General features: G+C 66.1%; 22 protein-coding genes, 1 tRNA gene and 1 other RNA gene. 10 read left to right on the top strand and 14 right to left on the bottom strand.

Features of this window, described 5'->3' with window-relative positions; all coding sequences use genetic code 11:
• Nucleotides 1-42 precede the first annotated feature (42 nt).
• Genes PV761_RS16345 through PV761_RS16335 form a run of 3 tightly spaced genes read right to left on the bottom strand, consistent with a single transcriptional unit; the run spans nt 43 to nt 1920 of the window.
• Nucleotides 43-423, bottom strand: a complete 381-nt coding sequence (locus PV761_RS16345) for a hypothetical protein (protein WP_028272235.1) — start codon at nt 421-423, stop codon at nt 43-45.
• A complete protein-coding gene (locus tag PV761_RS16340; protein ID WP_347898333.1) occupies nt 420-1364 on the bottom strand; it encodes a 3-methyladenine DNA glycosylase in 945 nt (314 codons plus the stop codon). Before PV761_RS16340 ends, PV761_RS16345 begins: the two co-directional genes overlap by 4 nt.
• Before the next feature lie 4 nt (nt 1365-1368).
• Nucleotides 1369-1920, bottom strand: a complete 552-nt coding sequence (locus PV761_RS16335) for an SSI family serine proteinase inhibitor (RefSeq protein WP_028272233.1) — start codon at nt 1918-1920, stop codon at nt 1369-1371.
• A gap of 279 nt (nt 1921-2199) precedes the next feature.
• Between PV761_RS16335 and PV761_RS16330 the strand changes: the two genes are divergently transcribed.
• Nucleotides 2200-5220 carry a S8 family serine peptidase gene (locus tag PV761_RS16330; RefSeq protein ID WP_347898330.1) on the top strand — a complete coding sequence of 1007 codons (3021 nt, stop codon included), beginning with the start codon at nt 2200-2202 and terminating at the stop codon, nt 5218-5220.
• A 50-nt stretch (nt 5221-5270) separates the two neighbouring features.
• Here PV761_RS16330 and PV761_RS16325 read toward each other — a convergent pair whose 3' ends face one another.
• Nucleotides 5271-5801 (bottom strand): MarR family transcriptional regulator, encoded by a 531-nt coding sequence (locus PV761_RS16325; RefSeq protein ID WP_347898328.1) that lies wholly within the window; start codon nt 5799-5801, stop codon nt 5271-5273.
• A gap of 78 nt (nt 5802-5879) precedes the next feature.
• On the opposite strand from PV761_RS16325, the gene PV761_RS16320 reads away from it, so the two are divergent.
• Both PV761_RS16320 and PV761_RS16315 read left to right on the top strand, forming a co-directional pair.
• Nucleotides 5880-6107 (top strand): hypothetical protein, encoded by a 228-nt coding sequence (locus PV761_RS16320; RefSeq protein ID WP_028272231.1) that lies wholly within the window; start codon nt 5880-5882, stop codon nt 6105-6107.
• Between the two features lie 176 nt (nt 6108-6283).
• A complete protein-coding gene (locus tag PV761_RS16315) occupies nt 6284-6466 on the top strand; it encodes a hypothetical protein (protein WP_156037185.1) in 183 nt (60 codons plus the stop codon).
• 138 nt (nt 6467-6604) lie between these two features.
• On the opposite strand, the gene PV761_RS16310 is transcribed toward PV761_RS16315, so the two are convergent.
• From PV761_RS16310 to PV761_RS16285, 6 genes are all read right to left on the bottom strand, one after another.
• Nucleotides 6605-7963, bottom strand: a complete 1359-nt coding sequence (locus PV761_RS16310; RefSeq protein ID WP_028272229.1) for an aspartate kinase — start codon at nt 7961-7963, stop codon at nt 6605-6607.
• A gap of 133 nt (nt 7964-8096) precedes the next feature.
• Nucleotides 8097-8684 carry a GNAT family N-acetyltransferase gene (locus PV761_RS16305; protein ID WP_028272228.1) on the bottom strand — a complete coding sequence of 196 codons (588 nt, stop codon included), beginning with the start codon at nt 8682-8684 and terminating at the stop codon, nt 8097-8099.
• Between the two features lie 21 nt (nt 8685-8705).
• Nucleotides 8706-9305, bottom strand: coding sequence for a recombination mediator RecR (gene recR / locus PV761_RS16300; protein WP_028272227.1), 600 nt, complete (start codon nt 9303-9305; stop codon nt 8706-8708).
• Between the two features lie 60 nt (nt 9306-9365).
• Nucleotides 9366-12611: a DNA polymerase III subunit gamma and tau gene (locus PV761_RS16295; protein ID WP_347898325.1), complete on the bottom strand. Its 3246-nt coding sequence runs from the start codon at nt 12609-12611 to the stop codon at nt 9366-9368.
• A gap of 51 nt (nt 12612-12662) precedes the next feature.
• Nucleotides 12663-12759, bottom strand: an RNA gene (gene ffs / locus PV761_RS16290) — signal recognition particle sRNA small type.
• Between the two features lie 79 nt (nt 12760-12838).
• The gene (locus PV761_RS16285) at nt 12839-13192 is read right to left on the bottom strand and encodes a hypothetical protein (RefSeq protein WP_347898323.1); all 354 of its coding nucleotides are present in this window, start codon (nt 13190-13192) and stop codon (nt 12839-12841) included.
• A gap of 409 nt (nt 13193-13601) precedes the next feature.
• Here PV761_RS16285 and PV761_RS16280 point away from each other — a divergent pair.
• A tRNA-Ser gene (locus PV761_RS16280) sits at nt 13602-13686 on the top strand.
• Between the two features lie 94 nt (nt 13687-13780).
• On the opposite strand, the gene PV761_RS16275 is transcribed toward PV761_RS16280, so the two are convergent.
• Nucleotides 13781-14710 (bottom strand): oxygenase MpaB family protein, encoded by a 930-nt coding sequence (locus tag PV761_RS16275; protein ID WP_347898321.1) that lies wholly within the window; start codon nt 14708-14710, stop codon nt 13781-13783.
• 238 nt (nt 14711-14948) lie between these two features.
• Between PV761_RS16275 and PV761_RS16270 the strand changes: the two genes are divergently transcribed.
• From PV761_RS16270 to PV761_RS16255, 4 genes are all read left to right on the top strand, one after another.
• Complete coding sequence (locus tag PV761_RS16270) at nt 14949-16283, top strand: peptidoglycan DD-metalloendopeptidase family protein (protein ID WP_347898319.1); 1335 nt, start codon at nt 14949-14951, stop codon at nt 16281-16283.
• 117 nt (nt 16284-16400) lie between these two features.
• Nucleotides 16401-16886 (top strand): glutathione peroxidase, encoded by a 486-nt coding sequence (locus PV761_RS16265; protein WP_347898317.1) that lies wholly within the window; start codon nt 16401-16403, stop codon nt 16884-16886.
• Nucleotides 16887-17121: 235 nt separating this feature from the next.
• Nucleotides 17122-18333 (top strand): formaldehyde dehydrogenase, glutathione-independent, encoded by a 1212-nt coding sequence (fdhA, locus tag PV761_RS16260; RefSeq protein ID WP_347898315.1) that lies wholly within the window; start codon nt 17122-17124, stop codon nt 18331-18333.
• 196 nt (nt 18334-18529) lie between these two features.
• The gene (locus PV761_RS16255) at nt 18530-19468 is read left to right on the top strand and encodes a phosphodiesterase (protein ID WP_043439880.1); all 939 of its coding nucleotides are present in this window, start codon (nt 18530-18532) and stop codon (nt 19466-19468) included.
• 34 nt (nt 19469-19502) lie between these two features.
• Here PV761_RS16255 and PV761_RS16250 read toward each other — a convergent pair whose 3' ends face one another.
• Together PV761_RS16250 and PV761_RS16245 are read right to left on the bottom strand one after the other, a co-directional pair.
• Nucleotides 19503-20978 carry a stealth family protein gene (locus PV761_RS16250; RefSeq protein WP_231511441.1) on the bottom strand — a complete coding sequence of 492 codons (1476 nt, stop codon included), beginning with the start codon at nt 20976-20978 and terminating at the stop codon, nt 19503-19505.
• A gap of 197 nt (nt 20979-21175) precedes the next feature.
• Nucleotides 21176-22090 (bottom strand): hypothetical protein, encoded by a 915-nt coding sequence (locus tag PV761_RS16245; protein ID WP_347898312.1) that lies wholly within the window; start codon nt 22088-22090, stop codon nt 21176-21178.
• A 146-nt stretch (nt 22091-22236) separates the two neighbouring features.
• Between PV761_RS16245 and PV761_RS16240 the strand changes: the two genes are divergently transcribed.
• Both PV761_RS16240 and PV761_RS16235 read left to right on the top strand, forming a co-directional pair.
• Nucleotides 22237-22536, top strand: coding sequence for a type II toxin-antitoxin system VapB family antitoxin (locus PV761_RS16240; protein ID WP_028272925.1), 300 nt, complete (start codon nt 22237-22239; stop codon nt 22534-22536).
• A complete protein-coding gene (locus PV761_RS16235; RefSeq protein WP_347898310.1) occupies nt 22529-23194 on the top strand; it encodes a LytR C-terminal domain-containing protein in 666 nt (221 codons plus the stop codon). The genes PV761_RS16240 and PV761_RS16235 overlap by 8 nt, the downstream gene beginning before the upstream one ends.
• Before the next feature lie 33 nt (nt 23195-23227).
• Here PV761_RS16235 and PV761_RS16230 read toward each other — a convergent pair whose 3' ends face one another.
• Nucleotides 23228-23851 carry a TetR/AcrR family transcriptional regulator gene (locus PV761_RS16230; protein WP_347898308.1) on the bottom strand — a complete coding sequence of 208 codons (624 nt, stop codon included), beginning with the start codon at nt 23849-23851 and terminating at the stop codon, nt 23228-23230.
• Between the last annotated feature and the right edge of the window lie 14 nt (nt 23852-23865).

The raw sequence follows: 23865 nt of genomic DNA, 5'->3' as shown, positions 1-23865 counted from the left end.
CGCGAGGCTCCCGGGACGTTCCTGTGTGGTGCGCCTGTTCGCTCAGACCTGGCCGGTGGATCCGGGTGTGCCGCCGAAGAGCGGCGCGAGGGACCGCCAGCGCGCAATTTCGCACCCGTCGGTCAGGCTGAAGTGACTGTTGACCGGGCGGCCATGGAACATCCCCGTCACCACGGCAACCTGCGGGCCGCCGTACTGCTGGGTGCAGAGCATGTCGGCCCGCCGCGGCGTGAAGAAGGCTTCCTCACCAAAACGTTCGACGGCGGCAATCGCCGCCGCAGGGTCCGGCACCGTTGAGCCGGTGGCCGCAGTGTCCGGCACCGTTCCCCGGCGCACCACCAGGCGGAACTCATGCGCCGGCGCGCCCGGAGCCTCGGTCAGCCGGACCGTGAGGTCCACGTCCGGGTCCGCGCCGGCCGTCATCCGCCGTCCCCAATCCGGTCGAGCAGCGGCGCCAGGGCGTCCAGCAACCGGCCGCGCAGTTCCTGCGCCTCGGCGGAGAATCCCCGCTGGTATTCAACGTACTCCGCCTTGCCGGCGGCGGTTTCAATCGGAATGGGCGGGTAGCCCCACTCTTCCAGGTCGTAGGGGGAGGCCTGCATATCCATGGCGCGGACCCGCCACGACAGTTCAAAGCAGTCCATCACGAGGTCACTGGGCAGGGCAGGCGCCAGTTTGTAGGCCCACTTGTAGAGGTCCATGTTGGCGTGCAGGCAGCCGGGCTGCTCCATGGACCGCTGGTTGTCGCGGCTCGGAGTGAGTTCGTTCAGGGGTGTGGCGTCGGGCGTGTAGAAGCGGAAGGCATCAAAGTGGGAGCACCGGATCCGGTTCTCCTCCACCACCTGGTCGGTGCCTGCTGCCCCGAGGCGCAGCTTCAGGTATTCGTGGCGGAGCTCGAACTTGTCCTGGCGGTACACCATCGCCCACTCGTGCAGGCCGAAGCAGCCAAACTGGGCGGGCCGCAACGCGGTGCCGCGCAGGATGATCCCGGCGAACCCCAACGCTTCCCGGCGCTCGGCCAGGAACAAGGCGAGGTCAACGGTCGCGGCCGTGGTCCCGGCCGGCAGGCCTGCGGCGGCAAGGCCGCCGTCGTCGAGCATTTTGTAGTATTTCCAGCCGGAGCGGGCGGCGGCTTCCGGCCCGGTCAGGACGACGCCGGCGCCCGGGTGCCAGCGCAGGAGCTGGCCGGGTTTCTGGGTGTAGTAGGTGAAGAGGAAATCCTCAACAGGGTGTTTCTTGCCCGCCGAACGGCGGGCAAGGTAGGGGTCGGCATAGCGCTTGACCCGGGCCTGATGGGCTTCTTCGAGGTGCTGCCAGGCGTCCGCCGGCAGCGCCTTCTGCCGGCCGTGCTTCAGAATCTGCATCAGCCTAGGAAACTCCTCCTGCGGAGCCCAGGATGTCCTTGGCCGCATTCCACAGGCCGATTTCGCAGCCGTCCCTGCGGGCGAAGGATGAATCCACCGGGGACCCGTCAACGATCCCGGTGACGGTGGCCTCCTGCGGGCCGCCATATTGCTGGGTGCAGGCCTGGTCGGTGCCGCGGGGAGCGGGGCTCAGGACAGCCGGGTTGTCCTTCAACGCGGTGCAGGCCGCGGCGGCTGAGGGGTGGCTGCTTTCGTCGGTCGGAACGCCGTCTTTACAGACGAGTGTGTAGTTCAGTGCGGCTTCCGATTCCGACGGCTTGACCATGATGGCGAGCTCGGCGTCCCCCTTGCCCGGCCCTGATGTGGCGGCCGCCGACGACGGCGGGGGAGAGGGTGCCGGGACCGTTGTTTCGGTGTCCGGTGACGGCGTGGCAGTGGGGCTGGCAATGCTGGAGGTGGCCGAGGGGGAAGGTGTCGGGCCGCCACCGCCCGGCGAGCAGGCTGCGAGACCGGCGACGGATACCAGAACGAGCGCGTGAATCCATGCCTTACGCATTACCGGTCCTCCTCATTTTGGTCCATTCTATCGCCGCAGCCCCACGATGAACCCTGCCGTTCGGCCCGGCCGCCGCGGTGCGCCCCCGGCCCAGGCGCACCGTGGGGGCCGGGAGATTAAATCTGTCCCGAACATCTCGATTCCGCGGCCCCACTCCGGTATGTTTCTCACATCACTGGATGTATGGCCTCACGCCCACGTTTCGCCGACGTGGACGGATGCATCCGGGAGGTGGGACCGGCTATGCCCCCGGTCCGGCAACCTAGGAGGCCGTACATCATGACTCACCCGCCTGTGGACTCCCGCCTTCAAACCAGAAAACCGGCCATGCGCCTTGGCGCCGCCGTCGCGTTGGGAATCGCACTCATGTTCGGCCAGGGGCTGGCGGCGCCAGTGCGGGCGGCCGCGGACCCTGTGGCGGAAGACACGCCGTCACTGGAGGCCGGCCGCTACATCGTGATGCTGAAGGACAAACCCCTGGCTGCCTACACGGGCGGCATCGAAGGCATCCCCGGGACGGCAGCGTCCAACGGCAGAAGGCTCGACGCCGGCAGCGCTGAGTCCCAGCGCTACTCGGCACACCTGGAGTCAGAGCAAGGCAGGCTGGCCGCGGAGGAGGGCGTGGCCATCGACGACAGCTACACACTGGCGGTGAACGGCTTCAGTGCGGAGCTGTCCGCAGAGCAGGCCAGCGCACTTAGCAAGGACGGAAGCGTCCTTGCTATCGTTAAGGACAGCCTGAACAAAATTGACTACTCCAGCACCGAGTTCCTGGGCCTGCCCGGACCTGACGGGCTCTGGGCGCAACAGTTTGCCGGCGCAGCCAACGCCGGCAAGGGAACTGTCGTGGGTGTCCTGGATACGGGCTACACCCCGGGCAATCCGTTCTTTGCCGGCGAACAGGTGAAGCCGCTGGCCGGAGCGCCCCAAGTGGGCGAACCCTACCTGTCGCCCACAAACCAGATCACCATGCTGAAAGCGGACGGCAGCAATTTCGCGGGCGTTTGCGAGGCGGGCGTCCAATTCGCCGGAACAGAGTGCAACAGCAAGGTTATCGGCGCCCGGTACTACGATGAAGCCTTCAAGGCAGGCGTACCGCCGGGGCTGCGCTCGCCGAAGGAAACGTTCTCGCCACTGGACATCAACAACCACGGCTCACACACCGCCAGCACCGCCGCGGGAAACACCGATGTCAGCCAGGCTGTGGGCGGCCGGGACTTCGGCAAGGGTTCGGGCGTTGCCCCGGGCGCAAAGCTCGCCATCTACAAGATCTGCTGGGAGGGTGCCAGCCCTGCAACTACCGGCTGCTTTGCCTCCAGCGCGGTCGAGGCCATTGAGGATGCGATCAGGGACGGCGTCGATGTCCTGAGCTACTCCATCTCCGGCACCAACAACTCCGCTGCGGACCCGGTGTCCATTGCCTTCCTGAACGCCGCAGCGGCCGGGATCTTCGTGGCCGCGTCGGCCGGCAACTCCGGACCGACGGCCGGCACCGTCAACCATGCCGCTCCTTGGATTACCAGCGTGGCTGCCTCAACCCACAGCAGCAGCCTCCGCGGCACAGTGGAACTGTCCAGCGGAGAGAAGTTCGCGGGCGCCAGCATCATGGCCACTGAGGTTGCGGATGCGCCGATCGCGCTCGCGGTGACGGTGAAGGCCGCAGGTGCCCTCGACGCCAATGCCGCACTGTGCGCGCCCGGCACGCTGGACCCGGCCAAGACAACCGGGAAGATCGTAGTCTGCGACCGCGGCGTGGTGGACCGGACGGCCAAGAGCATGACCGTGGCCCAGGCCGGCGGCGTCGGCATGGTCCTGGTCAACCTGACAACCAACTCCCTGGACGTGGACCTGCACAGCGTTCCCACGGTCCACCTCGACGATCCCGCCATCAAGGAGGCGGTCGGGGCGGACGCGACGTTGACGGCCAGCCTGGTGTCCACCGACACCACGGGCCTTGACCCGCCGCCGGTCCCGCAGATCGCCGGGTTCTCCTCCCGCGGGCCGACCCTTGCGGCCAGCAGCGACCTCTTGAAGCCGGACATTGCAGCTCCCGGCGTGGGCGTCCTTGCTGCTGTCTCGCTGGCCGGTTCCAACGGGCAGAACTTCGGGTTCCTGTCCGGAACGTCCATGGCAGCGCCGCATATTGCCGGTCTCGGGGCGCTGTTGCTGGGCAAGAACCCCCTGTGGTCCCCGGCGACGGTCAAATCAGCGATGATGACCACGGCCTACGATCTGGTGGATGCCGAGGGATCTCCCGTCCACGACGTCTTTGCCCAGGGTGCCGGACAGATCGATCCGGCCCGGATGGCAACGCCGGGGCTGGTGTACGACGCGGGCCCCAGCGACTGGCTCGGTTTCCTGCAGGGCCAGGGCTATCAGCTGGGCGTTGCTCCGGTGGCCGCCAAGGACGTCAACCTGCCCTCCATTGCGATCGGCGGGCTCACGGGCACGCAAACCGTGACGCGGACAGTGACCGCGCTGTCGGCCGGAAGCTACAGCGCGGAAGTCGACGTCCCCGGGATCACGGCTGAGGTCACCCCGGACGTGCTGACCCTGGCCGAAGGAGAAAAAGCCACCTTCACGGTGCAATTCACGAAATCCGGCGCCGCCCTGGACACCTTTGTTGGCGGATCGCTGACCTGGACCTCGGATGAAGCCACTGTCCGTGCGCCGGTGGCAATCCGTTCAGTGACCGCTGTTGCGCCGGCGGTGGTTAATGCCGCCTCCGCCGGCGGCACGGGCAGCATCGTCATTCCGGTAACGTCCGGCAGCCCCGAGCCGATCGACGTCACCGTAAAGGGGCTCGCCAAGGCAAACTCAACGGCGATCAGCCTGGTTCCCGGGCCGTACACCGGGGTCAAGGACGCCGCGAACGACGTGCAGATCGTCACTGTTGCGGCAGGTTCCACCCTGGCCAAGTTTGCCGTGACCTCCGCCAACCCGGCAGCGGACTTCGATTTGTACGTGGTTTCCCCGGCTGGGCTCCTGTATCCGGGGGCCACGCCTGCTGCCAACGAGGCAGTCACCATCACGGATCCCGTGGCGGGCGACTGGAAGGTGACCACCAACCTGTTCGCCAGCCCCGGCGGCGCGGCGACCGCAGCTTCGGTTGAGGTGATGGTCCTTGGCGGTGACGCGGGAAACCTGACGGTGAGCCCCAACCCCCTCAGCATTGAAAACGGCACCACCGGTGAGCTCACTGCCAGTTGGGCCGGACTGGCGGCGGGCAACTGGGTGGGCCTGATCAAGTACGGAACGGGGCCCACAACGCAGCTGAACGTCGGCGTAACAGCGCAGTAATTGCCAGCCGCACTGCCTTCCTGGCTGCGGGCAGGGCGGGCGGGGCGGGGCTAGGCCCCGGCCGTATCCCCGTCCGCGACCAGATCGGCTGCGTCCGGTTCGCCTGCATCCCGTTCGGCTGCGGATCTGGTGGCGGCGATCAGGTTCATCATCGCCTGGTGTAGTGCGCCTACCTGGTCGCGGGTCAGGCCCAGGCGTTCCATCATGGTGCCGGGAACCGCCGTCGCCCGCTGCCGGAGCGCGGCGCCGCTCGGCGTCAGCCCCACGGCCAGTGCGCGCTCGTTGCCGGCAGCCCGGCCGCGGGTGATGTAGCCGGCTGCTTCGAGGCGGCGCAACAGCGGCGAGATGGTGGCCGGTTCCTGGGCCAGCGCATCGCTGATGTCCCGCACCGTGCGGGGGCTGGATTCCCACAGGCACAGCATCACCAGGTACTGCGGGTGGGTCAGTCCCAAGGTGTCCAGGACCGGCTTGTACGCGCCCACGACGCTACGGGACGCTACCGTGAGGGCGAAGCAGAGCTGGTGTTCCAGCAGGAGGTCTTCGTCAGGGGCTTCGATGGCTTCGGCCGAGCGCTGGTTCATCGGCGTCCTCTCAATCGTTAGTGGGCTAATCATTAGCGTACACTGGATTGGACTCGACCGTTCTGAAGGGAACCCGCAATGGCTAACAAGGAAAACGCCTCCCAAAGGTTCATGCGCGCCACCGGCAAGCTCCGTGCCATCTTCGGGCCGGCCAACCGCAGTGCCCTCGGCCATGAGATGACCGACGAGAACAAAGCCCTGCTTTTGCGCCGGGAAGCGGAGTCCCAGCAGTGGGAAACGATCCGCAGGCCGGACGGCAGCACGTACGTGGTGCCCAGGAATCCGGAGGACAAGTCCCTTCGCTAGTCTGCGAACCGCGCTAGTCTGCGAACCGGGGTGCCGCACAGTGGGGTGCGGGCCGGGGCCTTTTTCTGTCCCCGGGCGTAAAATATGGGCACAGATACCAACCGGCCAATGCATCACTGCTTGACCCGAGCAAGGGAAAGGGGGTGGGAATTGTGGCAAAGGCGATACAGCGCTTTATGAGGAAGACTGACAAGCTGCGGTTCTTCTTTGGACCCGCCACACGCGGTGATCCAACAGTCCCCGTTGTTCACAGGCACGACGACTTTGAGGCTGCTTCCGAAGAGGACCTGGCCCATTTCGAGGTAGAGACAGACTCTGAGGGACACCACTACGCAGTCCGCAAGGAAGACATCACTTAGCCCCCTTGCGGCGCAACGGAACTGCGACCCCGTTGTGCAGCACACCAACGCCAAAAGGAACGGCACCGCGGGATTTCCGCGGTGCCGTTCCTTTTTGGCGTACTTCAGTGCTGGTCCTGGGACCGGGGCGGGCCTGCCTTAGCGGCCGGTGCCGCCGTAGACCGTTGCTTCGTCTTCGCTGTCCAGGTCGAATGCCTTGTGGATGGCCCGGACTGCATCATCCAGCAGGTCGGCGTGCGTCACCACGGAGATGCGGATTTCCGACGTCGAGATCATGTTGATGTTGATGCCGGCATCGGAAAGCGCCTTGAAGAACGTGGCGGAGACGCCGGGGTGGGAACGCATGCCGGCGCCGATCAGCGAAAGCTTGCCGATCTTTTCGTTGTACTCGATGCTTTCGAAGCCGATTTCCGGCTGGGCGGCACGGAGGGCGGCGAGGGCGTCGGCGCCTTCCACGATGGGGAGCGTGAAGGAAATGTCCGTCCGGCCCGTGCCATGCGTGGAGACGTTCTGGACGATCATGTCGATGTTGGAGTGTGCGTCGGCGATCACCTGGAAAATCGCTGCGGCCTTGCCCGGGATGTCCGGGACGCCCACCACGGTGACCTTGGCTTCGGAACGGTCGTGTGCAACGCCGGAGATGATTGGCTGCTCCAAGGCAACTCCCTCTTGAGTCTTGATCTTGTCGTCGGCTCCGGGCATGACCCAGGTGCCTTCGTTCTGGCTGAATGACGAACGAACGTGCAAGGGCACGCCGAATCGCCGCGCGTATTCCACGCAACGCAGGTGCAGGATCTTGGCGCCGGACGCTGCCAGCTCCAGCATTTCTTCGCTGGAAATGCGGTCGATCTTCTGGGCGGAGGGCACAACGCGGGGATCCGCCGTGTAGATGCCGTCCACGTCCGTGTAGATCTCGCAAACATCGGCGTCCAGTGCTGCGGCCAGCGCCACGGCGGTGGTATCGGATCCGCCGCGTCCCAGGGTGGTGATCTCGTTGGTGGTGCGGCTCATTCCCTGGAAACCGGCAACGATGGCGATGTGGCCCTTGTCCAGGGCGGTGCGGATGCGGTGCGGGTCGACGTCGATGATGCGCGCCTTGCCGTGGATGCCGTCGGTGATCATGCCGGCCTGCGAGCCCGTGAACGACTGGGCGGAGGCGCCGAGCTTGTTGATGGCCATGGCCACCAGGGCCATCGAAATGCGCTCACCGGCGGAGAGGAGCATGTCCATTTCACGTGCGGGGGCAGCATCGGTGACCTGTGCGGCGAGGTCCAGCAGTTCGTCGGTGGTGTCACCCATGGCCGAGACCACCACGACGACTTCATTGCCGGCCCGTTGAGCGTCGACGACGCGCTTGGCAACCCGCTTGATGCCGTCAGCGTCGGAAACCGATGAGCCGCCGAACTTTTGCACGATGAGCTGCTTGGTGCGGGCGGTAGCGACAGGCAGCACGCCGGGCTGGTTCTCGGTTTTCACTTCGGTAGTGGGCATACTCATGCGCGCACCCTCACTGCATCAAATCGGGGTTCCGGGGCCAAGCAACCAAAACGGCGCGACGGCGTAACTGATGTGCCCAGTTTATCGCCGGGAATAGCGCCGCGCTGAATTGTGACCGCATGGTGGCCTCCCGTTAGTCATCTTCAACGAGGTGCCACGCCGTACGGTCAAGACGGTAGCGCCACGAGGCCAGACCCTTGCCATGGGTATCCTGGGCGGCGGTGAAGTAGTGATCCTGGACGAAGCCGAGGCCTTCCAGGAGGCGCCGCGAAGCAGTATTCGGTTCGTAGACGCCGGCGTAGATGGCGTTCGTTCCTCGCCTGGTGAAGAGCCAGCGGACCAGAGCCCCGGCGGCTTCGCTGCCGTACCCCTTGCCGTGGTGGTCCGGGTGGATGAGGTAGCCGAGGCTGGCAAAGTCCGCAGGAATGCCGCCGGGCAGAGGCGGCTCGGCTGTGTTCCATGTGCGGGCGTCGCCGATCACCGTGCCGGTCGAGCGGAGCACCACCGCCCAGGCGTAGTGGAACCAATCGGCCGTGGAGCGTTCAGCACGGACCAGGAGTTCAGCGAGGAGCCGGTCCGTCTGCCCCGCCGTCAGAGGATGGTGCGACAAATAGCGGACCGCGCCGGGATGACCCCGGAATCCTCGGAGCGCGGCGGCGTCGGCTTCCGCCACGAGGCGCAGTTCCAGGCGTTCAGTGACGATGGCGGGAAACAGTTCCATGGTGTGCCGTCGCTATCCGGATCAACTCAGGGCGTTGCGGCGGCCCTCGAAGGCGCGCCCCAGGGTGACCTCATCGGCGTATTCCAAGTCTCCGCCCACCGGCAGGCCCGAGGCGAGCCTGGTGACAGTGATGCCGATCGACTTCAGCATCCTGGCCAGGTAGGTGGCGGTGGCCTCGCCCTCGAGATTGGGGTCGGTGGCGATGATGATTTCCTGGATGGCGCCGTCGTTCAACCGGGTAAGGAGTTCCCGGATGCGCAGCTGCTCTGGACCGACTCCGGCGATGGGGTTAATCGCTCCGCCCAGGACGTGGTACCGGCCCCGGAAGGAACGTGTGCGCTCGACAGCCAGGACGTCCTTGGACTCCTCCACAACGCAGATGACCGACGGATCCCGGCGCGGGTCGCGGCAGATGTTGCACAATTCCTGCTCCGTGACGTTGCCGCAGACCGTGCAGAACTTCACCCGTTCCTTCACCGTGGTGATGGCCTCGACGAGCCGCTTCATGTCCTGCGGGTCCGCCTCGAGGATATGGAAAGCTAGCCGCTGGGCGGATTTGGGCCCCACGCCGGGGAGCCGGCCCAGTTCGTCGATCAGCTCTTGAACTGCACCTTCGTACACAATGTCCTCGTTCGTTTGACTCGTTTGTTGGAAGGATTCCCGGATATCCCGAGTGGCAGTCTAGAAGCGGGGCGCGATCGGGCTGCCGTCCAACGACCGCTCCTCCACCAGTTTTCCGCCCAGAATACGCTCGACGGCGGCGCGGCCAAACACGCTTGATTCCTCGATTGTTTCGTCGTCCGGGCTGGGTGTGTCCTGGACATAGGTCTTGACCGCCTCGGCCTGCCGCGCAGGGGCCTTGGCCCGGCCGGCTTCGGCCTCGGGGCTGTTGGACAGCCGCTGGTACAGGCTTTGCTTCACCGCGCCGGGCGCGGTTGCGGGGGCCGGGGCAGCCTGGGCGGGGGCGGACGCGTATGACGACGGCGCAGCCGCGGGCGCGATGCTCCGGACATCCGGGCCGGCCATTGCTGTCGACGGGTCGGTGGCCGCGGCCGGAACATACTGCGCCGAGGTTGCCCAGCCTGCACCGGCGGAACTGTTCGCATCAGCAAGTGCACCCACCGGCTGCCGGATTTCGGCCGGGTGCGGGGAGTCGTCCGGTTGGCGGGTCGAAGCCTCGTCAGGCATCCCGGCGGGCCGGGGGAACTGGGCCGTGGCCGGCTCGTACCGGGGCGCCTGAGGTTCCGGAACCACGGGCATGCCGGCGCGGTCCGGATCTTCCACGGACTTGCCGACGTTCGACTCGGCACCCACGGTCCAGACGCCCGGAGCCTCTTCCTTCGCACGGGACCATGGATCGTCGTTCGAGAGTTCGCCTGCGGCACGTGAAGAGTCTGCGGCACTTGAGCGCCCGGAAGGCTGTTCGCTGGAGTTCCCGCTATTCGTGCGTGCACGTTCCGGTGCGCCGGGAGAGGTCCTGCGGGACTGCGCCGGACCTGGTTGCGCCGGAGCGGATGGAGCCCAGTCCATGGGCGGCTCCTCGTCCAGCGGGGGAGCGTCTTCGTCCAGGGGCGGGCCCCAGTCATCGTCGGGGTAGCTGTAGGAACCGGACGCGTCATCTTGAGGCCGCGGTGCCGGGGGGACCTGCGCGGACTCACGCTCGTTGGCAGCGCTGGCGGCGTTGGCCATGGCGGCCGCGTTGACCGCGTCGGCAGGTTCGGCTGCGGCGGCGGCACGGGCCGGAGGTGTGTCCGCGGCCTGACCGCCGGCAGGCGTGGCGGCCGGGCGCTGAACCGCAGGGCTTACCGCGGGTCCGGCGGCCGGCGCGGCGGGCGCCGGGGCAAGACCCCAGGCAACGTCGGCGGACGTTGCCGGGGCTTGCTGGCTGAGTGCCGGAGCTTCCGGGCTAGCGGGTGCTTTTGGGTTTGGCTCAGAGCTCGCTGAGCTGCTGGCGCCGCCGGCCACTGCATTGATCTGGCAGTCGATCCCCACGGTCTTGTGGATTGCCTGCCGAAGGTTTTCCGAATGGTCGGCCCGGCCGAAGGCCCCGGCCAGTCCGGACGTGGTGAAGGCCAGGGTGAGCACTTGGCCGTCGAACTGGCTCACCTGGGCGTTGGGTTCCACAAGGGCCCAGGTGCTGCGCTTGATTTTGCTCAGGGTCTGCAGGACATCAGGCCAGGCGCGGCGCAGTACCTCGACGTCGCCGGCGGGACCTGGGGCTGCAGGAATGCCTGCCGCAGCCGGTTGGGCCGCTTCGGACTTCAGGGGTGTGCGCTCTGCCGCTGCCGGTTCAGCCGGTGTTGGCGTTGCGGGCGTGGAAGCCGCAGCAGCCGCAGGCGGGACCTGCTGAGCGGCGGAGCCGGAGGGAACGTGGCCGGCCGTGCCCCGATTTGCCGCGGACGGCTCGTCAACGGGCCAGTCGGTGGTGGAAACCCGCGGCGGAGTGATGGTTTCGCGCGCGGGCGCCTCGCTTCGTCCGGCGGCGTCCGCCACGGGGCCGGTGGCCTGAACGGGCGGTGCCTGAACGGGCGGTGCCTGAACCGGCGGTGCCTGGACGGGCAGGGCCTGAACGGGCAGGGCCTGAACGGCCGCGGGCTGTACGGGCGCGGCCGGAGCGGGTTCCGGTGCGGCGGCGGGCGCTGGGGAAGCTGCAGGCCCAGCGGAAGCCGCCGGGGCGGCAACAGGTGCCGCTGCAGGTGCTGCCGGCTGTGGCGCGGCCGACGCCGAAGCGGCGGCGGGAGCACCGACGTCGTTCCCGCCGTAGTTCAGGCGCCGCTCCACGCGGTCGATCCGGGCGGCGATCCCGCGTTCGGTCTGCTCGGAATTGGGGAGGAGGATGCGGGCGCACAGCAGCTCAAGGTGCAGGCGCGGCGACGTTGCCCCGGTCATCTCGGTGAGCGCAGTGTTGGTGACGTCAGCCGCCCGTGACAGCTCGGCCGCGCCCAGGTTGTGGGCCTGGTTCTTCAGCCTGGCAATCTGGTCAGCCGGCATGCCGCGCAGGATCGACTGGGCACTCTCCGGCATGGCCTGGACGATGATGAGGTCGCGGAAGCGCTCCAGCAGATCCTCCACGAAACGGCGCGGATCGTGGCCGGTCTGGATCACCCGGTCCACGGCGCGGAAGACAGTCGCGGCGTCCGACGCTGCCACGGCCTCCACGACGTCGTCCAGCAGGGAGGCGTGGGTGTAGCCCAGCAGGGCGACGGCGAGTTCGTAGTCCAGTCCCGTGGGGCCGGCACCGGCCATCAGTTGGTCCAGGACCGAAAGCGAATCCCTGACGGAACCGCCGCCGGCGCGGATAACCAGGGAGAGCACTCCCGGCGCCACGGGAACGTTTTCCTGGTTGCAGAGCAGCTCAAGGTAGGCCATGAGGGGCTCGGGCGGGACCAGCCGGAACGGGTAGTGGTGGGTCCGCGAACGGATGGTGCCGATCACCTTGTCCGGCTCCGTGGTGGCAAAGATGAACTTGATGTGTTCCGGCGGCTCTTCCACGATCTTGAGCAGGGCGTTGAAGCCCGCCGAGGTGACCATGTGGGCTTCGTCGATGATGAAGATCTTGTAGCGGTCCCGGACCGGAGCGTACGTGGCGCGTTCGCGAAGGTCGCGGGCGTCGTCCACGCCGCCGTGGCTGGCGGCGTCAATCTCGATCACGTCGAGGGAACCGGAGCCGCCGCGCGCAAGCTCAATGCAGCTGGGGCATGTGCCGCAGGGGGTGTCCGTGGGGCCTTCGGCACAGTTCAGGCAGCGGGCCAGGATGCGTGCCGAGGTGGTCTTGCCGCAGCCGCGCGGACCGGAAAACAGGTAGGCGTGATTGACGCGGTTCTTGCGCAGCGCCGTCATCAGCGGCTCCGTGACGTGTTCCTGCCCGATAACGTCAGCAAAGGAGTCTGGACGGTATCTGCGATAAAGGGCGGTTGTAACACTCACAGAGAAAACCCTACCAATCCGGGCTGACAGTTTGCCGCCCTGTGGGGGAATAGTAAAGACCCCCCATGCACCCGCCAGAGCCCATTTACCCTTGCTACCTTCCGGTCCTGGGGGAGTTCAACAGGATGACGCCACATGAGGGGCCGTCAATGAGTTTACCCGATGATTTGGTGTGCCCCGAATCGGCGCCTGGAGGCCCCCTGGAGGCCCGCCGCTGCCCGCTCCAGCTACCTCCGGGGCCCCTCCCGGGCTGTTGAGGAGGGGTGCCCGTTGACCGCCCAGCTCATCAGCGCGGGCTCCTCATAGGGGTGGGCCAGGCGGAGGGCGGCCACGACGGCGTCGAGCATGTCTTCGTCAACAACGCATTCGATCCTTACCTCCGGGACCTGCTCGCTCCGGCCTTCCGAGCCGATAAACGGCCGGGAGCCGGCGAGCGGAGTGAACCGGCCGGTGCCGGGGGAGGTGAACGCACAGTGTGAATAATTCCCGATCCTCCCGGCGCCCGCGTCGCCCACGGCAGCAAGGACAGCCTCCGCGTGGTCTGCGGGAACGTAGGTCACCAGGGCATGCAGTTGCGACATCCAACCATCTTCTCAGTACCCCGCAGAAGGGCAGCGGCGCAGAGGGGATAACGCCACAAGTCGGTAACGGTCCGCCGATAATGCGGTAGGAACCCTTGCTTATCAAAGGCACAAAGCGGACGATGGATATGTACACCGATTGGGGCAATCTCAACTTGAACTCAAGGTTGTGAGCTGCAGGGCCTGGCGCGAGGGCCGGACCCGGCAGCTCAACGGTGTTCCGGAAGAGTGGGCGCATTGGGGGCGTCCATTTTTGCGTTAAGCGGTGCTTTCGGTCAGCCGGATTGGCCTTGCGGCGCAGGGGTCTGGGCGGCCACCGGCCGTGCAGCCGTCACGTTCAATCCGGCCCAATTGGGTGATGCCGGGAAGTTCAGGTATTCTAGTATCTGCTTTTGATTCAGAAGCTACTGGAGAATTCGCCTAGCGGCCTATGGCGCACGCCTGGAACGCGTGTTGGGTTAACGCCCTCGGGGGTTCAAATCCCCCATTCTCCGCGTATTGGCCCCGGTCCTTGGACCGGGGCCTTTTTGCGTTCCGGAGCCAACCGGCAAATCCCCGTCGGGACCCAACCGGCAAACCGTTCCGGACTTAGGCGGCAAATCCCAGACGGCGAAGCCGCCGTCGTGCGGCCTGCTCGCTCGGTCCCATCCTGCCGCCTGGACGGACCCCGCCCAGGGCCACCCCGACGACGGCGAGCGTCACTTTGGTGCCGAACCTCACCGGAAGCGGAACAGGGCCCAGCCGAGGCGCCCGAAGTCCCAGCATGTCCCGGTATTTCGGTTCGAGGCTTGAAACCGCGGCGGCAAACAGCATCCGGTATCCGGGCCGTAGTGACGGGTGAAGCGGCGGATTACGGATGAAGGCCACAATTTCTGCCACCCTTTCATCGGAGCGGAGATCGCCGGCGTCGTACCAGCTGTCCAGCTGTGCCCGCATCTCCGCCTCGCTGAGGGGCGGCGAATCCACTCCCATCAGCCGCCCGGCGTGAGCCCACTCCCGGACGTAGGCATCCGGGCCGCCGGGGATGGGCCGGCCCCAGATCTTGTGTGCCGAGAGAAACGCGTCAGTGAAGGCGATGTGCACCCATCGGAGCAGTTCCGGGTCGTTGGCCGCGTAGCTCCTGGCGATGCCATGGGCGTCCACGTAGTCTCCCTGCACCGATTCGTGCAGCCGCAGGACGAATCCGGATGCCTCATGCGCGGCGGACGTGGAGCCATAGGACACGGTGAAAATCCAGCGGATTGTTCCGGCAAGCCGCCCCAGCGGATCCTCGCGGAACCGTGAATGGTCCTGGACGCCGGCAAGGGCGCCCGGGTGGAGGGCCTGCATCAGGAGGGCGCGGATTCCCGCCACAATGGTGGTCATGGAGCCGTGGACAGCCCAGACGGCGGACCCCGGAAGGTGATAGCCGGCGTCGTCACCCTCTTCCAGCCGGGGCACCCAGGCCGGCACTGCACCCCGCGTTCCGGTGAATGTTTGCCGGAGCTCGGCCCGCCACTCCCTGAGGACATTGCGCATGGTCCATTCTTGCGCATTTGGGTCCCAAGTAGTCGGCCGGAGCCCGCAACGGGGGATCCTCAAGAACCCCGGCACCTGTGAATCAGCTGGGAATTCCGGCCGGAATTGGCGGAATCCCGGGGGAGCGTAGTGGCCGGCACGATGTTGGGGGTTCACAGACGGGAAGGGGCTGTGTTCCCATAGGAATCGTAAGTCCGTCGAGATTGGGGTCTGGCGGGCCTATCGCAGGAGTCAGCACGTGGGAAATCACTGGGGATATGGACACGACGAACATCCCGGCAGGCCTTGCCTCGTCGCTGCACGGATACTTGGCGTCTGCGCCGTTTCCACGCTTGGCGTGATTGCCTTGGGCCTCCAGGGGCCCGCCTCGCCGCCGTCGGCAGCGCCGGATGCTTTCATGAAACCGCTGGGCATCGCGCCGGCGGCAATCAACGCCAATGCGAATGCCCTGATTTCTTATAGCCGCAGCGATATCCGGACCATCTCCAAGAGCGGCAAGCGTGAACTGAACGTGGCCTCCGAAGAAGCGCGGCGGCCACCCGCCGGTTCCTTGATGGCCCCCCTCGAAGTGCTGACCGAAACCTCAGGCTTCGGCCTCCGGGTCAGCCCTCTGACCGCTACTGCGGGTGAGTTCCACTGGGGGCAGGACTTCGCGGCTGCCTGCGGCACCCGGGTCTACGCGGCCGACGCCGGTGTGGTCAGGGCCGTTGGCTGGCACCCCTGGGGCGGCGGCAACCGCGTGGAGATCGACCACGGCAACGGGCTGATCACCACCTACAACCACCTGGAGGGGATTGCCGTCAAGAAGGGCGACTCCGTCCAGGTGGGCGAGGTCATCGCGAAAGTCGGCACCACAGGGTCATCTACAGGGTGCCACCTGCATTTCGAGACCATCCTCAACGGCGTCCATGCGAACCCGTTGGACTGGACGCTCCTGCCCACCAGGCAACTGGATGAGCTCGGGAACATCGACATGATCAGTTACGTCCCCGGGGCTGGCGCCCCTGCGGGTGATCCCACCTGGGCCATTCCCGTCTCTGCGAGCACCTCGCACGCGGTGGAGGGCGGGGACGCGGAAGCACCCGTTCCGGGGACGCCTTCAGCGCCGGCCACTGCGACGCCTTCCGCCTCGGCGACGCCTTCGCCGACTGCTAGTGCAACGCCGAGTGCGACGGCGACGCCGTCGGCCACTCCGGGAAGTTCGACGACGACCACAACGCCTCCGCCCACGGGCAGCACGACGGCAACACCGTCAGCCACTCCTTCACCCACTGAAACGCCCTCGCCAGCGCCGTCGCCCACCCAGACCGACCCGTCCACCGCGACGGCGACTCCGACGGAGACCGTGACGGCTGAGCCCCCGGCCGAGCCCACGTTCACGCCCCCGGCCGAGCCCACGTTCACGCCTCCGGCCGAGCCCACTCTCGCGCCGACTGCCGAGCCCACTCTCGCCCCGACCGCCGAGCCCACGCTCGCACCGACCGCCGAGCCCACGCTCACCCAAACAGCAGGGCCCGAGCCGACAGCCACTGCGGAACCGTCGCCAACCGGGACAGCCACCCCCACGCCGTGACAGCATCTCCTATCACCGGCTGAAAGCCGGCCGCCGAACTCACCCCGGGCACCAACCCATACACTTGGCCGTTGTCAACGAATAACAGCCATGACCAGTTTCTTAAGGAAGCCCTCCGTGAATTCGATCCACTCCATTCCGCTGACCCTCAACGACGGTACGAAGACTGATTTTGGCCGCTTCAAGGGAAGCGTGGTGTTGGTGGTCAACGTGGCCTCCCAATGTGGTTTCACGCCGCAGTACGCCGGCCTGGAACTGCTGTACGGGAAGTTCCGGGACCGCGGATTCGAGGTCCTTGGCGTCCCGTGCAACCAGTTCGCCGGGCAGGAGCCGGGTAACGACGACGAAATCGCCGAGTTCTGCGAACGCAATTTCGGTGTCACCTTCCCGCTGACTGCGAAGGCGGACGTGCGCGGTAAGGACCAGCACCCGCTGTACACCGAACTCACCCGGTTTAAGACCGGACTCCTTCCCGGCCTCGTGAAGTGGAACTTCGAAAAGTTCCTGGTAAACCGCGACGGCGTGGTGGTGGCACGCTTTGCTCCCACGGTGGAGCCCGACTCACCCGAGGTCCTCGCCGCCATTGAAGATGCACTGGCCTGACCGGCTCCGGCCGGAGCGGGTCGGCTCCGGCCGCTAGGGCCCAACGGCCCCTGTTCCTAAGTATGCTTACCGCCTAGACTGGCCGAACCCTCCCATCTGTCCAGCACGGCCGCGGCTTCCCGGTGGCGGCACTGCGGACGGCGCGGCCGGTCAATACCTGCCCGGGAGGGCGCATCAAAACTTCGTGAATCACACTGGGCACCCTTCGTGGCGCCGTGAAAACAGGAGGAAAGAGATGACAGGGAACAAAGCCGTTGCCTACAAGGGACCGGGCAAAGTCGAACTGATCGACATTGACTATCCCAGCTTCGAACTCAAGGACGGGCCGGGCGTCAACCCCGCCAACGTGGGCCGTTCAGTACGTCATGGCGTCATCCTCAAGACCGTCGCCACCAACATCTGCGGCTCCGACCAGCACATGGTTCGCGGCCGGACCACTGCGCCGGCAGACCTCGTGCTGGGCCACGAAATCACCGGTGAAGTGGTGGAAGTGGGGCCCGACGTCGAATTCATCAAGGTGGGGGACGTTTGCTCCGTTCCCTTCAACATCGCCTGCGGCCGCTGCCGGAACTGCAAGGAACGCAAGACCGGCATCTGCCTCAACGTCAATCCGGACCGGCCGGGAAGCGCCTACGGCTACGTCGACATGGGCGGCTGGGTGGGCGGCCAGGCCAACTACGTCCTGGTGCCGTATGCGGACTGGAACCTGCTGAAATTCCCGGACAAGCACCGTGCCATGGAAAAGATCCTCGATCTGGCCATGCTTTCGGACATCTTCCCGACGGGATTCCACGGCGCAGTCAGTGCCGGCGTTGGCGTGGGTTCAACGGTCTACATCGCCGGTGCGGGCCCGGTGGGCCTGGCAGCGGCGACGAGCGCCCACCTGCTCGGCGCCGCCGTCGTGATCGTGGGCGACCTGAATGAGGGTCGGTTGGCGCAGGCGCGCAGCTTCGGCTGCGAAACCGTCGACCTGTCCGAGGGCGGCCCCGCCGAACAGATCGAACAGATCCTGGGTGTTCCGGAAGTCGACTGCGGCGTCGACGCGGTCGGATTCGAGGCCAGGGGCCACGGACACGACGCCAAGGAGGCTCCGGCCACGGTGCTGAACTCGCTGATGGAGATCACCGCAGCCGGCGGCGCGCTGGGCATCCCCGGGCTCTACGTCACGGGAGACCCGGGCGGTGTTGATGAGGCTGCCAAGAAGGGCGCGCTGTCCCTCAGCCTGGGAACGGGCTGGGCCAAGTCGCTGAGCTTCACCACGGGCCAGTGTCCCGTCATGAAGTACAACCGGCAGTTGATGATGGCGATCCTGAACGACAAGGTGCATATCGCCAAGAACGTTAATGCCAAGGCAATCACCCTGGAGGAGGCGCCCAAGGGCTACGCCGAGTTCGACGCCGGCGCCGCCACGAAGTATGTCCTGAACCCGAACGGCTACCTGAGCTAAGCCGTCAGGGACCGAGTAACCACGTGCCGGCGGACACATTCTGAGCACGGAGTGTGTCCGCCGGACTACTCGTTTTTTCGGTATTTTCAAACATGCCTACTGGAGTTTGCACATTGTTGGCCGAATGTCTGGTTGGATAGATCTTACTGAGAGGGACACTGGAAGCACCGGCTTCCAACCAACCACGAAGGCAGTAATGGAGCTCATCGAGGCCGAACACCCGCGGCCGCGTCATTTTCTTCTCCACCTGAGCGACCCCCACCTGTTGGGAGGTCCGGATCATCTTTATGGCGCAGTAGACAGCGAAGCCCGCCTGAAGCAACTTTTTGAGGAAGTCATCGCCTCAGGTGCCCGCCCGGAAGCCGTGATTTTCACCGGCGATCTTGCCGACCAGGGTGAGCCCGAGGCCTATGCGAAACTCCGGGCCATCGTTGAACCCGCGTGCAAGGCAATGAACGCGCAGGTCATCTGGGCCATGGGAAACCACGACGACCGTGAGAATTTCCGGACCGGGCTGCTTGGCCAGACCGGCAACGACGCACCGGTGGATCACAGCTACTTCATCAACGGACTCAGGGTGATCACCCTGGATACCTCCGTGCCGGGATTCCACCACGGCGAACTGAGCCAGGCGCAGCTCGACTGGCTTGCCGAAGAGCTCTCCACCCCCGCCCCGGACGGCACCATCCTGGCCCTGCACCATCCTCCGGTGCCGTCAGTGCTGGACCTTGCCGTCCTCGTCGAACTCCGGGGCCAGCCGGCCCTCGCTGCAGTGCTCCGCAACTCGGATGTCCGCACCATCCTGGCCGGGCACCTGCATTACTCCACCACTGCCACCTTCGCCGGTATTCCGGTATCGGTGGCCTCCGCCACCTGTTACACCCAGGACCTGAACGTCCCCGTGGGCGGCACCCGGCCGCGCGACGGCGGACAGGCTTTCAACCTGGTGCACGTGTACGAACACACCATCGTGCATTCCGTGGTGCCGATCGGCAGCGCGGCGGCAGTGGGCGAAGTGGTCAGTGCGGCCGAAACCCAGCGCCGGCTGGCCGCGGCCGGCATCCGGATCCCGCGTCAGGCCAAACACGGCAACCCGCCAACGCAGACCATCCCCATGATCAGCGCGGGCCGCTGACCAGTCCTGGCCTGACCCGTCCTGCTTTTTCGCCCTACTTTTCCCAGGGCGCCTTGATGGGGTAGTACTTTTCCAGGAAGTCCGTGACCAGTTCCGCGCGCTCCTCGGCCTCCACTTCGGGGAAGCTGCCGTCATTCAGGCAGAAGAAGTCCATGTTGCGCTTGGCCAGGAGCTTGGGCAGGTAATTCAGGCCGGACCGCATGGTGGTGTCCACGTACCGCACCTTGGCCGCCGTCTGGGTCACCGCCCGTCCGGTCAGCAGGGCGTAGTAGTGGTAGAACGAATTCGTCACGGAGATGTTGTCCGCCGCCCGGAACCGGCTGGCGGCCGTCTTGGCGAACTCCTGCGGGAATTCCTTCTCCATGGTGGCCACCACGCTGCGCCGCAACGGGGCGGCGGTGTGCTCAAGATGGCGGGTGGTGATGCGGCCGAACCGGTCCCACAAAAGCTTGCGGTTCACCCTGGCCGCATTTTCGAAACCGCTTCGCTCGGCGTCGTTGTCCCCCAGCCCGATGCGGGTTTCCGCCTCGATGAACTTGGTGACGCCGCCCGGGGTGAAGAACATGTCCGGGCCTACGGCGCGGCCAAAGAACATATCGTCGTTGGAGTACAGGAAGTGCTCTGAGAGTCCTTCAATGTGGTGCAGCTGGCATTCGACGGCCTGTGAATTGTGCGTCGGGAGTACGGACGGGTCCGCGAAGAACTCCTCGCTGCGCACAATGGTCACCGAGGGGTGGTCAGCTAGCCACTCGGGTGCGGGCGAGTCCGTTGCGATGAAGATTCGCCGCACCCACGGCGCGAACATGTACACCGAGCGCAGGGCGTACTTCAGTTCGTTGATCTGGCGGAAGCGGGCCTCGTGGTCATCTCCTTCGCCCACCACGACGCCGGCCATCCGCGCCCGCCGTGCCGCGATGTACTCCGGCGAGCTGCCGTCCACCCAGGAAAACACCATGTCAATATCGAAACTGATGTCGCTGGCGTGGTCAGCGAACATGTTCTCGATGGTGGGCCAGGTGTGGCCGTACCGCTCCACGGTGCCACGCTTGGCGTCGGTGGTGAGCATGGTGCGGCGGGTGAGCGAGTTTTCGATCGGCAGGATCAGCTGGTTGCCTTCGAAGCTCCACAGTTCGATCTGCACGCCGGCGGACGAGCCGAAGTCGAAGCCGCCTTCGGGTTCCACGCGCGGGCGGTAGAGCCGGAAGATCCGTGCCTGGCGGTTGGGGGAGAGCTCGCCGTCGGCAACCAGGACGGAGGATTTCTTCTTGGCATCCACCGTCATGGAGTAAACCGGCTCGTCCCGGCATGCCTCAACCAGCGCGTCCCGGAGCTTCTTCCGGTTCTCCCAGTCCAAGGCAATAACGGGCCGGTGATTGTTGCCGCGGACCAGCAGGTAGTCCAGGCCCGCGTTGGCGAGGACGCCGCGGATGAACAGCAGGTCCTCCACCATTGCCTGGTACGGCGTGCGGGTGGAATTGATCAGCGCATAGCGCCCCCGGTGGCGGACCACGTCAGGGCGGTTTTTCAGCCGTGCGACAGCGGCCGCCGACGTTACCTCGGCATGGCTCCTGCCGTCGTCGGATGGCTGGCCGCCGTAGTAGATCTCATCCTGTACCAGTGCGTCTGTAATGGTGTTTCTCCGAGCTTTTGTTTATAGAGGTCCTACCTGCATGATAACCCGCCTAAAAAAACTGGACTAATCCGGACTTAGCCGGCCAGCGCGTCCCGCCAGCTGCGCAGGAACGCCCCGCCGGCGTCGTCGTGGATCACGTCGTCTGCGAGACCCAGATCGGCGGCAGTCAGTACTTCGTACGGCTTGACGGGCACTCCGTCCGCGGGGCGGACGTCCACATGCTTCACGTCGTGGTCGTTGTGGTGCAGCCAGTCGGCCATGGCGTAATCGGTGCGTGAATCGCCCACCGTGCGCCATGCGAGGGGGCGGATGCCCTGCGCAGCGAGCATTTCGACGGCCCGGCTGGCTCCCAGGTCCTTGCCCAGGCGGACAGACTCGATGTCCGTGGAAATGATGGTGGGGTCGACGCGGTAATCCACCTGGTCGTCCGAATCGGGCGCGTGGTGGTCCAGCCGCACCACGCCCAGGCCGTGGCGGGCCATCAGTTCCATGGCGTCGGCGTCGAACAGTTTCTGTTCTTCGAGGTAGTCCTTGCTGGCCACCTCGATATGCTGCTCCACGGACACCATGGCACGCTTGGTTTCGTCGTAGAACATGTGTTTCGCGTAGTCCTCGGAGACCAGCCGGCGGACGTCATCGCCGTAGGCGCGGGGGACGGCGAGTTCGTGGTCCACATGGACGGGACCGGGTCCGGCGGCCGTGTAGCTGAACCAGACGGCACCCTTTTCGCAGATGGCGTGGATGATGGTTCCGGCGGGCATCCCGGCAGCGATCATCGGTTCCATTACCTGTTCGCGGATGAACGCGTCCGAGCGTCCCGTGTTGAAGATGACGGGAATTCCCGCGGTGGCCAGCGCCACCATGTCCGCAATGATCTCCGGTTTGACGTCGCGGGTGACGGGACTCGCCACCGGACCGTCGACGTCGAGCAGGAGGGCAAGGGGAGGGGCCGACGGCGACGCGGCCGCCTGGTTTTCGGGTGCAGTCATGGCTTCATTCTCTCAGCCCGGGGCGGCCCGGCGCAGAATGTTGCCTTGAGGTTTGCGGCCGGCCAATGGTCACTGTTTGGCTACAACCTTGGAACTGTGCGCGGTCATTCGTTCCCTTGGGCGGGCAACGTCCTTAGGCTTGCAGGGTGATATTCAAAGCTGTGGGCGAGGGCCGCCCTTACCCCGACCATGGTTACAACACTCCCAAGGAGTGGGCCGCCCTTCCTCCGCGCCCTGTCAGGCTCGATGAGCTGGTGACCACCAAGCGCACCCTCGACCTCGAGGCCCTCCTCGCCGAGGACTCCACGTTCTTCGGCGACCTCTTTCCCCACGTCGTGCAATACCGGGGAACCCTGTACCTCGAGGACGGCCTGCACCGAGCCGTCCGGACCGCACTGCATCAGCGCACCGCCATCCACGCCCGTGTGCTGGTGATAGATGGCTAGGAAACCCAAGGACATCACCGTCCTGCACGGCCACCGCGTAGTCTCCGGGCAGGAACTCAGGGCCACCTTCGTTGAACATGACGACACCGAAGACAACCCCGTCCGGCTGCGCCGGCGGATCCTGCACGGAGTGGTGCTGGTCCTGCTGGTGGGGCTGATCATCTCCGCGATCGTCGTAGCGCTGGCCATCATCAACGGACAGATCAAGCTTCCGACGGCGGAGCGGAGCCCGTCTGCCGTCTCGGCGTGTCCCGCAACAACGTTCGACTACACACCGAACGACAAAGTCAGCCTCAACGTCTACAACGCCACGAACCGGCCCGGCCTGGCGCGTTCCGTGGCCGACGAGTTCCTGGCCAGGAAATTCGCGGTTGCCGTGGTGGACAACACGCAGTCCGGTTACCGGGGTGTGGCCGCAGTGGTTTCGGGGGCTGCCGGCCAGGCGGCCGCCTTCAGTGTCCAGCGGAACCTGCCCAAGTCGGACTACTTCCAGGACGGCCGTTCGGACGGCAGCGTGGATGTGATCCTCACCGGAGAATTCAAGGAACTGACCGCGCCGGCCCTCGTGGACCAGACGCCCGGCCGGCTCAGCTGCCCGCGGGAGAGCCGCCGGATCGTCGACAGCGCCAAGTGGCCGGTGATCCCGAAAGCGGGCTGAGCCAGGATGCCGAGCCTGGGAGGCTGAGCCAGGCTACGGTGCGGTGAGCCTGACGGGGCGGCCGTCGTCGTCGAACCGTGCCCCCGCGCCCAGCTGGATGAACCGTACGGTGCGGAGCACCGCTTCGGGGGTGCCGTCGCCGCGGGCGGCACTGGAGGACAGCGTGCCGTGGATGAGTTGCGCCAGCTGGGTGATGTCCGCCTCGGGAAGGTAGCCCTGCGCCATCGCGTCCCGCAGGATGTCCTGCAGGAGGAGGCTGAGTTCGCCCACGTGGTCCGCCAGCTTCGAAAAGGACGTCGGCGACAGCACGGCGGCCATGGCCGGACCCGGCGGCAGGTGGCGGCGGCTCAGGTCCTCCACCTGGGTCCGGACGTACAGCGCCAGGCGCTCCACCGGGTTCTCCAGGGACTGCAGCGACTCCCGCAGGCCGTCGAGGAAGCGCTCGGTTTCATCCAGCGCGTAGGCGATCAGCAGCTCTTCGATGTCCGCGTAGTAGTTGTACACGGCAGTGCGTCCGATGCCGGCATGGCGGGCCACATCAGTCATGGTGAGCCCGGGCAGGCCGTGGGTGAAGAGGAGCTCGCCGAAGCCGGTCAGGATGCGGCGTTGGGTCTCGGCTCGTTGGGCAGCATTCGTGGCGGCCGAAATCCTAGGCATACAGACACTTTACA

The sequence above is a fragment of the Arthrobacter sp. CC3 genome, from assembly GCF_039907775.1.
Taxonomy (GTDB): domain Bacteria; phylum Actinomycetota; class Actinomycetes; order Actinomycetales; family Micrococcaceae; genus Arthrobacter.
The sequence above is the reverse complement of the archived record's forward strand: the minus strand, read 5'-3'. Positions and strand labels throughout refer to the sequence as shown.

Coding starts and splice junctions, on each gene's coding strand:
- PV761_RS16340 (WP_347898333.1), bottom strand. CDS start 1,364: ATGCAGATTCTGAAGCACGGCCGGCAGAAGGCGCTGCCGGCGGACGCC.
- PV761_RS16315 (WP_156037185.1), top strand. CDS start 6,284: ATGAGGAAGACTGACAAGCTGCGGTTCTTCTTTGGACCCGCCACACGC.
- PV761_RS16320 (WP_028272231.1), top strand. CDS start 5,880: ATGGCTAACAAGGAAAACGCCTCCCAAAGGTTCATGCGCGCCACCGGC.
- PV761_RS16310 (WP_028272229.1), bottom strand. CDS start 7,963: ATGAGTATGCCCACTACCGAAGTGAAAACCGAGAACCAGCCCGGCGTG.
- PV761_RS16230 (WP_347898308.1), bottom strand. CDS start 23,851: ATGCCTAGGATTTCGGCCGCCACGAATGCTGCCCAACGAGCCGAGACC.
- PV761_RS16235 (WP_347898310.1), top strand. CDS start 22,529: ATGGCTAGGAAACCCAAGGACATCACCGTCCTGCACGGCCACCGCGTA.
- PV761_RS16275 (WP_347898321.1), bottom strand. CDS start 14,710: ATGCGCAATGTCCTCAGGGAGTGGCGGGCCGAGCTCCGGCAAACATTC.
- PV761_RS16325 (WP_347898328.1), bottom strand. CDS start 5,801: ATGAACCAGCGCTCGGCCGAAGCCATCGAAGCCCCTGACGAAGACCTC.
- PV761_RS16245 (WP_347898312.1), bottom strand. CDS start 22,090: ATGACTGCACCCGAAAACCAGGCGGCCGCGTCGCCGTCGGCCCCTCCC.
- PV761_RS16285 (WP_347898323.1), bottom strand. CDS start 13,192: ATGTCGCAACTGCATGCCCTGGTGACCTACGTTCCCGCAGACCACGCG.
- PV761_RS16345 (WP_028272235.1), bottom strand. CDS start 423: ATGACGGCCGGCGCGGACCCGGACGTGGACCTCACGGTCCGGCTGACC.
- PV761_RS16335 (WP_028272233.1), bottom strand. CDS start 1,920: ATGCGTAAGGCATGGATTCACGCGCTCGTTCTGGTATCCGTCGCCGGT.
- fdhA (WP_347898315.1), top strand. CDS start 17,122: ATGACAGGGAACAAAGCCGTTGCCTACAAGGGACCGGGCAAAGTCGAA.
- PV761_RS16330 (WP_347898330.1), top strand. CDS start 2,200: ATGACTCACCCGCCTGTGGACTCCCGCCTTCAAACCAGAAAACCGGCC.
- PV761_RS16255 (WP_043439880.1), top strand. CDS start 18,530: ATGGAGCTCATCGAGGCCGAACACCCGCGGCCGCGTCATTTTCTTCTC.
- PV761_RS16305 (WP_028272228.1), bottom strand. CDS start 8,684: ATGGAACTGTTTCCCGCCATCGTCACTGAACGCCTGGAACTGCGCCTC.